10 protein-coding genes and 1 other RNA gene are annotated in these 12592 nt (G+C 33.9%); 7 read left to right on the top strand and 4 right to left on the bottom strand.

Annotated elements, in window-relative coordinates; all coding sequences use genetic code 11:
* Positions 1-14 precede the first annotated feature (14 nt).
* Positions 15-1223, bottom strand: coding sequence for an NAD(P)-dependent oxidoreductase (locus tag ATO12_RS17645; RefSeq protein ID WP_034244283.1), 1209 nt, complete (start codon positions 1221-1223; stop codon positions 15-17).
* Between the two features lie 149 nt (positions 1224-1372).
* Here ATO12_RS17645 and ssrA point away from each other — a divergent pair.
* Positions 1373-1772, top strand: a transfer-messenger RNA (tmRNA) gene (ssrA, locus tag ATO12_RS25380).
* A gap of 230 nt (positions 1773-2002) precedes the next feature.
* On the opposite strand, the gene ATO12_RS17640 is transcribed toward ssrA, so the two are convergent.
* Positions 2003-2323 carry a hypothetical protein gene (locus tag ATO12_RS17640; protein ID WP_034244281.1) on the bottom strand — a complete coding sequence of 107 codons (321 nt, stop codon included), beginning with the start codon at positions 2321-2323 and terminating at the stop codon, positions 2003-2005.
* Positions 2324-2564: 241 nt separating this feature from the next.
* Complete coding sequence (locus ATO12_RS17635; RefSeq protein ID WP_034244279.1) at positions 2565-3266, bottom strand: DsbA family oxidoreductase; 702 nt, start codon at positions 3264-3266, stop codon at positions 2565-2567.
* 449 nt (positions 3267-3715) lie between these two features.
* On the opposite strand from ATO12_RS17635, the gene ATO12_RS17630 reads away from it, so the two are divergent.
* The 6 genes from ATO12_RS17630 (at position 3716) to ATO12_RS25055 (ending at position 11211) form a co-directional block, all read left to right on the top strand.
* Positions 3716-5158: a glycosyltransferase gene (locus tag ATO12_RS17630; protein ID WP_034244276.1), complete on the top strand. Its 1443-nt coding sequence runs from the start codon at positions 3716-3718 to the stop codon at positions 5156-5158.
* Between the two features lie 298 nt (positions 5159-5456).
* The gene (locus tag ATO12_RS17625; RefSeq protein ID WP_034244274.1) at positions 5457-7709 is read left to right on the top strand and encodes a S9 family peptidase; all 2253 of its coding nucleotides are present in this window, start codon (positions 5457-5459) and stop codon (positions 7707-7709) included.
* 138 nt (positions 7710-7847) lie between these two features.
* A complete protein-coding gene (locus ATO12_RS17620; protein ID WP_034244272.1) occupies positions 7848-8477 on the top strand; it encodes a Crp/Fnr family transcriptional regulator in 630 nt (209 codons plus the stop codon).
* A 106-nt stretch (positions 8478-8583) separates the two neighbouring features.
* Entirely contained in the window at positions 8584-9417 is an 834-nt protein-coding gene (locus ATO12_RS17615; RefSeq protein ID WP_205625250.1) for an alpha/beta fold hydrolase, read from the top strand.
* Between the two features lie 205 nt (positions 9418-9622).
* Positions 9623-10246, top strand: coding sequence for a Crp/Fnr family transcriptional regulator (locus ATO12_RS17610; RefSeq protein ID WP_034244271.1), 624 nt, complete (start codon positions 9623-9625; stop codon positions 10244-10246).
* 71 nt (positions 10247-10317) lie between these two features.
* On the top strand, positions 10318-11211 hold the full coding sequence (locus ATO12_RS25055; protein ID WP_051575921.1) for a hypothetical protein: 894 nt from the start codon (positions 10318-10320) through the stop codon (positions 11209-11211).
* Positions 11212-11290: 79 nt separating this feature from the next.
* Here ATO12_RS25055 and ATO12_RS17600 read toward each other — a convergent pair whose 3' ends face one another.
* Positions 11291-12577 (bottom strand): S28 family serine protease, encoded by a 1287-nt coding sequence (locus ATO12_RS17600; protein ID WP_034244270.1) that lies wholly within the window; start codon positions 12575-12577, stop codon positions 11291-11293.
* Between the last annotated feature and the right edge of the window lie 15 nt (positions 12578-12592).

Genomic DNA, 12592 nt, shown 5'->3' with positions numbered 1-12592 from the left:
TCTATTGATTCATATTATTCTTTACCTTCTACATAATCCTGAAGATAGCTATATCGCTCAGTTAACTTTCCGTCTTTGGTCATTCTTGCTCTTTCGAGAATACCATCTTTGTCATCATTAAAAAATGCAGGGATTACATGTTCTAAAAACATATCTCCAAATCCTGTACTGGCATCTTTGGGTAATTCACATGGCAAATTATCAACAGCCATGACCCCGATTGCATTTGGATCTGTAACATCGGTTTCGGTTTCGGTTTGCGGGTTATAGCCATATATAGGATCTGCAATCGTAGAAGACCTAATTGTAGTGGCAACCGGCCCATCGATATCACATGAAATATCTGCTACTAACTTAATATTAAAATCTTCGGATTTTGCATCTTCCCTGGTAAAAATATAAGGTGCTCCGTCTCCAAAAAAGTGGCCTGCAATATACATATCACTCACTTCTGCAAATCGCATAAAATCTCCTTCATATTCTTGTGGGTTTGTATAAAAATCGCTCTTGTCTATGGTACGTCCATCTTTGCGCTTGTTATAATCCAACACATCGATTTGAACATAAACCGGCTCATCAAACGTAGCATTAAGATATTCGTCTACAGCAACTTGTCTGATATTCATAGCATCGAGAATCTCTTTGGCTCCTCCTCCTACTTTTCCGTTTCCGGTAAGGACAATTTTTATATTAGGTAGCTTAATTTTCGATAGTTCAGACTCTAATGCTTTTTGATCGTTAAGTGTTTCGGCCTTTGGCAGGGTAAAAGAATTAAACTTAAGTCCCCAGGCTCTAAATCCATTATACGTACCAACGATCCCAGCATATTTTCCAAATCCTATTAATCTAAAACCATGCTGCCCCACAATGACTTCGTGATCATATAGTTCTATGTTCTTTTCGAGAATTGCCTTTAGTAAATCCCTGTTATACGTTTGTTTTTTGATCGTATGCGAAAAGAAAAAGTACTTTTTGTTGGGCAATAAAGCAGCAATAGGCACTTCTTTTACACCAAGTAGTACATCACAATCTGATAGATCATCAGAAACGGTAAAACCTGCTTTTTCATACTCAGAGTCATCAAAAACTCTAACATGAGAAGGTTCGACAATAAAAGAAGCTTGAGGAAATTTGGTCACTACTGATTTTAGGCCATCTGGCGAAAAAACGACACGACGATCTGGCGGGTTTTTTCGCTCTTTAATGACACCGAACTTAGTCATATGAATTGGTATAAATTTTGTACTAAAAAACGAGGGTAAAGATATGATAATTATGATTATATTTGCTGCCCGAAAGTATTTTTGGTCAAATTGAGAGCATATTTTGTTTTCTAAAGAAATATAATGATCAAATTTCGGAAAATACCATTGGGGTCGACTGGTTTTGACAGCGAGATTAATGGAGTGGTAAGCACGTCGAGCGCTGGGATATAGCTCGTAAATATCATATTTCACTTTTTTAAACGGCGAGAATAACTACGCCCTAGCTGCATAATCTGAATTTATAGTAGGATAGTGCCTCGGTTCACAAGGTGAACAAGCAGGATACCTCTCAAGAGCCTTGGTTTGCGGCGATTGATCATGAGGTATCGTAAAAGTAAACCTAGAAATTATAGGATCTTGATATAATTTCGAAACTTAATTGAGAATAAGCGATAAGTTGGCGGTTTTTGGTCTTTCTTATCGACGAAAATTAAACAAAAACTAAACGTGTAGAAAGCTATTGTATTACTTGTTTGGACGAGGGTTCGAATCCCTCCGACTCCACTACAACCCTGCCAAATGGCAGGGTTTTGTGTACCCAGGGGATTCGGCCAATGCGCCAGCTGGCTCTTTCGCTGCAAATGTCCCAGGACATTTTACTGATCGCTACAGCCCTCTCCGACTCCACAAAAAAGCCTTGTATTTATTATTATACAAGGCTTCTTAATTTTAGGTGACAAAATCGGTGACTAAAATAGTATATCTAATTAACGTTTGTTATCAGGACTAAATACCTTCTACTTATCCATTAATATAATGTCATTATTTATACTAGACCAGTATTCTAATGAATGAATAGCTGAAGTTGAATTGAGGTTTTTAATTTTAAATACTTTCTTTAATCGATACTCTACCCCATTTAGTATCATTTCTTTTTTATTGCTTTCTTCATTTTCAAAATGAGTCATCTGCATTATAATGTATTTTTCTTTCTCTATATGTAAGAACGACAAGTCACCTTCTCTGTAAAATTTAGATACATTTACTTGTGTCTTTTGCTCTTGACTATAGCCACATAAGGATATTAGAAGAATTAATACTTTAATTAGGTTTCTCATTTGTTTATTAAACTTTAGTTTTTTAATTTTTTTCTATACTTTTTTACTTAAGTCATGAAAATATAAAAAATCCTATAATTCCCCATTCATTTACTATAGTTTTATTCAATCCCTTCTTTATTTTTTGTAATACCTATGTATTTTTATCAGAATCTCGAATTATTTTTATGGTTTTTTATTTTTTCGATTTTGTTTTTTAAGAGACTAATTTTATCTGTGACTCTTTGAAGAATACGTAATATTAATTACAATTACCATCCAAATCACAAGAATCTCCTTTTGTGATTTCTAAAGTTGGATTTTCTTTTTCATACTCATTCCACGCTTTTTCTATTACTTGTAAAAATGCTTCAGGAGATTGGGCTCCCGAAATTCCATATTTATTATTCAATACAAAAAATGGCACTCCGTTTACACCAATATTCTTAGCCTCCATCTGGTCTTGTCTTACATGGTATGTATATTCGTCAGAAACCAACATTTTTGTTGTTTCTTCTTTATCCATTCCTATAGCACCTGCCAAATCTGCCAGATATGTTATATCGTCTATATTTTTACCTTCTATCAAATATGCACTCAACAAAGCCTCGCCCATAACTTCTTCATAACCTTTGGTTTTTGCAAAGTGAATTAATCTATGCGCATTAAGAGAATTTGCAGTTACCGCATTTTCTATATGAAAATCTAATCCTACTTCTTTTGCCATTTGCGTTGCATTGCCAAATAATTGCTCTGCACTTTGTCTCCCCATTCCTTTTACATCTGCGTAATACGCTATAGTACCTATATGAGGTTGTGTTTTTAAATCTGGATCTAACTCAAAGCTTTTCCATTCTACTATTACATTATCCTTATGAGCAAAACGTTCTAATGCTGTTTCGAATTTCTTTTTTCCGATATAACAAAAAGGACATCTAATATCCGACCAAATACTAATTTTCATTATGTTTTTAATTTAATTTCACAGAATAAAGTCAAAATAACTTTATTTAACACAGTAATAAATCGATTTAATCATTTTACAACACATAAAACAATCAAAATCAACACTATACTTAGAATTTGATAAACAAATATATAATAGTAAAAGAAATAATGATGTATAAACTTATGACAAAATATAGTCAAACATAAAAGGTCATAAGACATATCAAAACCTAATCTCAGGTTCAAGGATTAGGGTACTTATATAAATTAAGGTCGAGTCTTTTTGTAAATAAAAGTATACTCATCTCATCTAATTTCATGCAGTGATGGCGTATAAATACACACAAGTGTGTAAGATTTCTACACTTGTAAAATTAGAGTAATTCTCTAAACACTTGTTATTCAATTCTTATCTAAAATGGCATCAATATTGTTTTTTCTCACGAGGAATTTAAGAAAACATTCATGAAGCAATCAACATCTTGCGAATCTTTGGAGACAATAACACCTATAAACACCACCTTTACTATTCTAAATAAATTTATTTCAAAAGTATCATCACCTCTCATACTAATAGCAACATTTCTATTAATATTTGGTGGTGCATCTTTATTTTATTTCTTACAACCGTATTTCGAAAAAGTGTATTTAGAAAGAATGAATACCTCTTGGAGCACCCCCTTAATGATCACTGGTATCGTGCTACTTACTCTTAAAATTAGCTTTTTAATTTATATACTGTTTCTATACCTACGTTATAAAGTTATTAAACCAGTACCGTATGACAAATTACCTTCTTGCACAGTCATCGTACCTGCTTATAATGAAGGAGAATTGGTTTATAAAACTTTGCTTAGTCTTGCCGAAAGTGATTACCCGAAAGAAAAACTACAGTTAATTTCTATTGATGACGGAAGCCAGGATAATACATGGCAATGGATGCAAAAAGCTAAAGAAGTTCTGGGTGATCGGGTTTCGATTTACCAACAACCTAAAAACAAAGGAAAAAGACACGCGCTATACCGTGGGTTTAATTTAGCCACAGGAGAAGTTTTTATAACTGTTGATAGTGATTCTATAGTTAAAAAAGATACGTTGCGCCTTATGGCCAGCCCTTTTGTTATAAATAAAGAATGCGGTGCTGTGGCAGGAAATGTACGTGTATTAAACAAAGAAAAAGCTGTAATTCCTCGCATGTTAAATGTGAGTTTTGCCTTTAGTTTCGAATTTATACGCTCTGCACAAAGTAGATTAGGTTCTGTATTATGCACCCCAGGTGCTTTATCTGCTTATCGTAGAGAAGCAGTCTTCAATTGTCTTCAAGGCTGGATTAGTCAAACATTCATGGGGCAAGTTTCTAAAATTGGCGAAGATCGTGCTATGACCAATATGATTTTAAAACAAGGTTATAAAGTATTTTTTCAGCGTGAAGCATACGTTTATACCAACACTCCAGAGCGCTACAAAAACTTATCCAAAATGTTTATTCGCTGGGAAAGAAGTAACATTCGTGAGAATATTGCTATGAGTAAATTTGCCTTTACAAATTTTAGAAAAGGACCCAAAATTGGTACCAGGGTACTACTCTTAAACCAATGGTTAAAAATGATAGCTGCCTATCCAGCTGCGCTATTAATGTTATTTTTCATATGCACATATCCACTATTATTCCTTAGTTCTACATTGGTGAGTATACTGGTTTTTTCGAGTATACAAGCTTTATTTTATGCCAAAAAGCATACTATATCAGAATCGTTCTGGGCTTATCCATATAGTGTTTTTTATGCCTTTACATTATTTTGGATTACTCCTTATGCAATAGCTACTGCGGGTAGAAGTGGTTGGTTAACCCGAGACTTAAACGAAGAGGAATTAAAGAAACAACAGATGGTTGCTGTATCATCTTAATCTATTGCAAGATATCGAATCGTTAATAACACCAAACTTCTAAAAAAGTAAAATAACACTCTATAATGATCCTTCTAAGTTAAATTGAACTGAATCTCCAAAAAGGATTTTTATATGCTGAAGCAAAATTGAACTACGAGATAAAGTATTATTTTCTCTGGTTTTTTAACAAAACAACTCTAAAAAAGATAATATAGTATCATGTTTAGTTAACTTATAGTGCAGAATCCATACGATATCACTATATCTTTGAGAAATCACCAAATTGAACATTTCTTTAAAATTAAACTTCTGATTAATGATACATTGTAATACGATCAAAAAGGTCTGCTGCATATTCTTTGTTATACTAAGTGTAAGCATCTTATCTGCACAACAATCAAAACTTTCACTAGAACAAATCTTTAGTAGCAGAGACTTTTCTTCAGAGCGATCAAAAGCTTTAAAATGGTTCGAAGGCGGAGATTCATATACCACATTGGTGGCTTCTTCAGAAAACAACGGGTATTATGATATTATTAAAACAGATACTAAAACAGGAGAACAAAGTATCTTAATTCCTGCAAAGTGGATGATTCCTAAAGGAACAGATACTCCGCTTCGTATAGAAAATTACACCTGGTCTACAGATAAAAGTAAAGTCTTATTTTTCACCAACTCTGCTCGAGTATGGAGGTATAACACCAAAGGAGATTATTGGGTACTAGACTTAAAAACAAAAAAACTTATCAAACTGGGAGGTATAAAATCAAAACCTTCTTCGCTTATGTTTGCTAAGTTCTCTCCTGACGGAAATAAGATAGGGTATGTAAGAGAGCATAATATTTATATCGAATCACTTACCGATGGAAATATCAAAGCATTAACAACAGACGGAACAGATAAAATCATTAACGGAACCTTTGATTGGGCATACGAAGAGGAATTCTCATGTAGAGATGGTTTTAGATGGAGTCCCGATGGCAGTAAGATTGCATACTGGAGAATTGATGCCAGTAAGATTAAAAATTTCCTGATGATCAATACTACAGATTCTATCTATTCGTATACAATACCAGTACAGTATCCTAAAGCAGGAGAAAAACCGTCTGAAGCAAAAGTTGGAGTCGTTAATGCATCGGGAGGAGTTACAACCTGGATGAAACTCCCGGGCGATGCCAGTAATCAATATATTCCTAGGATGATTTGGAAACCGAACTCTAAATCATTACTTCTGCAACACCTCAACAGGGCACAAAATCATAATAAAGTAACGCTTTGTAATACTCTGGATGGGAGTACTCGGGTGGTTTATGAAGATAAAGAAACTGCCTGGTTAGAAGCTGTAGATGATTTTAAATACCTTGAGGATGCCAGTACATTTACCTGGGTGAGTGAAAAAAGTGGCTGGAAAGCGCTTTACCTTGTTAAAGATGGTAATGAAACTCAGGTATCTCCTACCGATTCAGATATGATTAATATTGAATTAATCGATGAAAAAAATGGATGGCTGTATTATATGGCAAGTCCAGAAAATGCCACACAAAGGTACTTGTATAGAATCAAGCTTAATAAAAAAGGAAAAGCAGAAAGATTATCCCCAAAAGATCAACCGGGAACACATCGATATCGCATAGCTCCGAATGGAAAATTTGCCCAACATACCTATTCTAAATCTGGCCTTCCTCCTACTACCGATATTATTTCTTTACCCGATCACAAAGTGATTAAAACTTTGGTCTCTAACCAAAAACTAAAAAAGCAAATAGCAGCTATAGATCACAATCCTCAAGAGTTTTTTAAAATTTCTTTAGACGATGGTACATCACTGGATGCATACATGATCAAACCTCTGGCATTTGACCCATCAAAAAAGTACCCTGTGTTATTTCATGTATATGGTGAACCCTGGTCCCAAACCGTATTAGATTCCTGGGGTGGAAGTAACTATTTATGGCATACCATGCTATCCCAGCAAGGGTATATTATAATGAGTATCGATAATCGCGGGACTCCCGGGCCGAAAGGAAGAGAATGGCGAAAATGTGTGTATGGGCAAATTGGTGTTCTTTCTTCTTCAGACCAGGCACAAGGGACACAAAAGATTATTGAAATGTTTGATTTTGTAGATCCGGATCGTATTGGCATCTGGGGATGGAGCGGTGGTGGTTCTATGACGCTTAATGCTTTATTCAGATATCCAGAAATCTATAAAATGGGAATGGCAGTAGCCCCAGTATCTGATCAAAGATTATATGATAACATTTACCAGGAACGATATTCGGGAATACCACAACTTATGCCCGAAAGTTATGAAAAAGGCTCTCCTGTTAATTTTGCCAAAAACCTTAAAGGAGATTTATTACTGATTCACGGAACAGGAGATGATAATGTTCATTATCAAAGTATAGAAGTACTGGCTAATGCGCTTATTCGTCATAATAAAATATTCTCTATGGTATCATATCCTAACCGATCTCATGGTATCTATGAAGGAGAAAACACCTCTAGACACTTACGTGAAACATTAACCCATTACCTTAAAACAAATTTACCAGGCGGAGGAAAATAAAAGCGAACATACTAAAACTTATTATACCGATACTAACAATGCATAATGAGTGTTTCAAAATAGGTGCGCTGTAAGTATAATCACTTACATATATTTGTAGTAATTAAGATAGTACTAATTATTTTTTCATTCATAAAAATGACCGAGTTCGAACAGTTATTTAAAGGCTTGAATATTGTAGAAGAAAAACTGAAAGAACATATTCTTAAAGAAGGAATATTACAAACGGTACCAAAGGACACCTTTATTGTAGAGCAAGATAAATATATCAAGTGGTTAGCTATTGTAATTTCGGGAAAAGTAAGGGTTTGGCAAGAAAATGAGGATCGCCAAATTTTACTGTATTATGTAAATCCAATCCAGACTTGTGTATTATCATTATCTGCAACATTTAGAGATTGTAAAAGCCTGGTACATGCCAAAACAGAAATAGAAACCACAATTATTAAAATTCCGGTGCGATTTGTATCCGAATGGAGTTTTACATTTAAATCCTGGAATACCTTTACCACTAATTCCTTCATTATAAGTTATGAAGATTTACTACTTTCTTACAAAGATCTAGCCTTTAAAAAAATCAATGAAAGAGTAATAGATTACCTAAGATCCGAAGCGAATAGAAATAATTCTTCAATCATACATATCTCACATCAACAATTAGCCAAAGAAGTAGGTACCACCCGAGAAGTAGTTTCAAAAATCTTAAAGCAATATGAATCGGATCGTATTGTAAAACTACAGTTCAAGAAAATAGAACTTCTTTCATAGTCTCTTCAGAAAAAATAAAAAAATATTAGCCACTTGTGTCAAAAGGTACAAGTTTAAGGCTGTTTCCGCATATACATTTGTGCCATAAGTAATACGCTAAAAATTTATGAAACGAAAATTAAAATTAGTTGCTGTTTTCCTGATCGGAATAGTAACATTTAGCAATGGTGCAAACAACAATGTAAACACAAAAAAAAGTAACATTATGGAAACAAAAAAAGAAACGTATGTATTAGTACACTCTGCCTGGTTAGGTGCCTGGCAATGGGAAAATGTAGCTTCAAAATTAAGAGACGAAGGGCATACTATAATTACTCCAGACCTTCCCGGGCATGGAAACGACAAAACACCTCCTGCCACCATTACAATGACAGATTATGTAAAAGCAATTACAGATATTCTCGATAAACAAGAACAACCTGTGATATTGGTCGGACACAGTTTTAATGGCATCACCGTTAGCAGGGCGGCAGAAATACGACCCGATAAAGTAAAAAGTATCGTCTATCTTACCGCATTTTTATTACCTAATGGAGGCTCTTTTTTTAGTGCAGCTCAAGGAGTAGAAGGTTCAGTAGCGGTAGATAATTTCTACCTGTCTGAAGATAAAACTTACGCCCTGGTAAATGAAAATGAAATCCAAAATGCTTTTGCTCATGATATCCCTAAAGAAGTTTTTGAAGGTGCCAAACCCTATATTGTTCCAGAGCCATCTGCCCCACTCATGTATGAGTTAGAAGTTACAGAAAGTAATTTTGGGCGAATCCCAAAGTACTATATAGAATGTACAGAAGATAGGGCTATACCCATCGAAGTACAAAGAGCGATGTATAAAGGAAAGGTAAAAAAAGTATTCACTTTACATTCTAGCCATACTCCAAATTTCTCTCAACCAGAACAACTAGCCAATATTCTTTTAAAAATTAAAGACGAAGAATAAAAGCTTTTAACAAGAGTAGAAAGCGCAAATCATAACGGTTTGCGCTTCTTGTAGATTACAGCATAAGTCATATAATTTGATAAGAATTTAAAATGATTATTTTTATCATCATTCATACTTAACTTTAAAGTATAGTCTAAAATAGAATTATCAATACCATAAACTCTGAAAAAGTAGTTCTGTGAAACGAAAACACCCCTAGATTATGTTAGATCAAGTATTTCAAAAACTACACATATCAGAAGAAGAACTCAAAAAAGAGCTTCGGGAAAAAACTTCTATTTCTAAACATCAAAAAGGTGAGTTTCTAATAAAAGAAAATAAATATATTAAAGTTCTGAAAATTGTAATCAGCGGAAAAGTTAGAGTATATCAGGAAAATGAAGAACGTGAAATCCTTATTTATTATTTAGGAGATATGGAAACCTGTACCCTTTCTTTATCTGCCTGTTTTGAAGATTGCAAAAGTACCGTTAATGCTATTGTCGAAGAAGAATCAATAGTATTAAATATCCCTGTAAGATTCGTAAAAGATTGGTGTTTTACATATAAATCCTGGAATCGATTTACTATAAATACATTTAGAGATAGCTACAATGTACTAATTAATAACTACTCAAAACTTGCTTTTAAACCTCTTAGAGAACGTTTACTCGAATATCTAATGATAGAATCTAATAATGCTGTTTTACAAAGGTCACATCAACAATTAGCCAGGGAGTTAGCCACTACAAGAGAAGTAATTTCAAGACTTCTAAAAAAATTAGAAACAGAAGGAATCGTTGCATTAGGAAAACAAGAAATTAGAATTCTAAAAAAAGATACCTAGTGTGATAAAAGTCACAAGTATGACACCTTTTCTACTGCTTTCTTTGCACTTATAATTCAAAAAATAAACAAATGAAAGTAGTAAACACAGTAATATTATGTTTGATCCTGATAGTTTCTATTGCCTGGATCCAAGATAAACCAGAAGAGAAAAAAGAAACTGTAAAGCAATCTTATGCAGAACATTCTCCTACTGCACATCATGAAATAGCATTAGAAGTACTTAATGCCAGTAAAGAATGGATATTAGCATTTAATAAAGGAAAAAGTAATACCTGTATTGAAGGCTATGACCCAAAAGCTATGATGAGCGCCCAACCCTTTGGTATAAAAAGAGGCGTTCGGGAAATTACCGATTTTTGGCAACCTTTTATACAATCGGGAGCCACAAACTTAATCTATACCGATCTAAGTATAGAAGTCGTAAATACATCAACTGCTTTATTATCTGCAAATTGGAGCATGAATGTAGGAAGAGGAGTTATTTTTCAAGAAAAGTGGGAGAAAAAAAAGGGGAAGTGGGTACTCACATATGATGATTTTGAAGTAGTAGAACAATTTAAAACTTCTAAAGAAAATAAAACAAATCCTATTGCAAGTCATCAAATGCTAGAAGCTGTTATTAAGGCATCTATACACATAACTAAGGGGTTTAACACACAAAATACAGAAACATTTACCAATGGATATCTCGAGAATGCTACAATGAATGCCATTCCTATGGCTAAATTAGTACACGGTAAACCTAAGATTACCCAGTTTTGGCAAAAATTAATTACCTCTGGCGCAAAAAACCTAACCTATCACAATCCCACATTTAGAGTAGTTTCTCCAAATGGAGTTAAAATCTCTTCAGATTGGTCTATGAATATTGGGGAAGGAAAAATTTACCAGGAAAAATGGGTAAAAAAAGATGGTACCTGGATGTTAAGCTATGACGAATTTCAAGTTTTAAAAATGTATTAATCCATCATCTGTTATTATTTTTAAGCCTGTAGCAGATGCTACAGGCTTAAAATTTATTGTAAATAAGCGTAATCATCTTTTACAACCATGCTTGTAATTTATCATAGATTTTTCTCTGATCTTCTTTTGAGAAATTTTTAATCCTGGTACTATGACTTCCTTTGGGTAATACCATTTTTAAGGCATTTACATGAGGTTTTGGGGTAGGTGAACATGCTCCCCAGGGATCATATTCTCCATAAATATAAATGATATGATCTCCTTTGTTCTCTACATAATCCCTAACCTTTTTAATATAATCCTGATCATACACCATAGTAACATTTTTGGGTGCGAATCTCATATTAGTAGGCTGTTTTACCACTTTAATTAAATCCTGCACAGGAGTACTATCAAATCCGTAATACCCAAGCTCTACCATATGTTGATAATAAGAAGGTAATAGGTTGTGATATGTTTTATCATTATAAAAGCCAATGCCTACTACTTTATTAAGGTAAGTAAATAAGGTAGTAGGATCGGCATTCCCATTAGGAATTTCATCACACTTGCCTCCCCATTGCCAAAAAGAAAAAGGGAATTCTAGTACTGCGTATTCTAGAGCCTCTTCTGGGGATACTTTTGTAAAACTCATTTTCTTTTTTCTCGAATGTTGATCAATTTCCTTTAAAAGAGCCTCTCTTCGAGTTAACAATAACCGTTGAAAATTAGTAATCTTAGTTCTGCACTCATCGGTTCCAACAGTATCGATATGTTCTTGCGTTCTTGGGTCTTCTCGGGTATTAATCAAAGGAGCAACATAAGAAACTGCAGCATCCATATCTTTTGGGTACTTTGATTTATAAATCAATACAGTCTCCCCTCCTTTACTTATTCCTGTAGATATCCATTTGTTGGTATATATTTTTTTAAGTTTAGTAACCAGAAGATGATAATCCTGAATAGCCTGATCATTGGTCAGGTACTTCCACGGAATCGGATTTGGTCTTGATTTTCCATAAAATCGATATTCTACCATAACCTGATTTGCCTTTAACAGAGTACTTAACTCATATGTTCTATGTTTTGCAGAATACCCTTCGGTAACTAATACTGTGGGCTGCGAATAATCAGAATGAGAGAGATATACATAATGATCAAAAGTTCCTGCATCTGGATTGTTGTGGTCCAATGGTTGTTTTAATATCAATCGGTACGATTCTGTAAAATGATCATTTACCTGTATTGCGCTTATATCTGCTGTAGGGAACAAATTTCTTAGTTTTTGCTCAAAGGATATTTCAGCAGTAGGTGGTAACGAACTTTTACAAGAAAAAAAAGAAAGGTTAACAAGAAGTAGTACTACTATATACTTAATTCGATTCATAAAATAAATAGTTTT

The organism is Aquimarina atlantica (assembly GCF_000626715.1).
In the GTDB taxonomy this organism is placed as follows: Bacteria; Bacteroidota; Bacteroidia; order Flavobacteriales; family Flavobacteriaceae; genus Aquimarina; species Aquimarina atlantica.
This window is presented reverse-complemented; position numbering and strand designations above follow the sequence as displayed.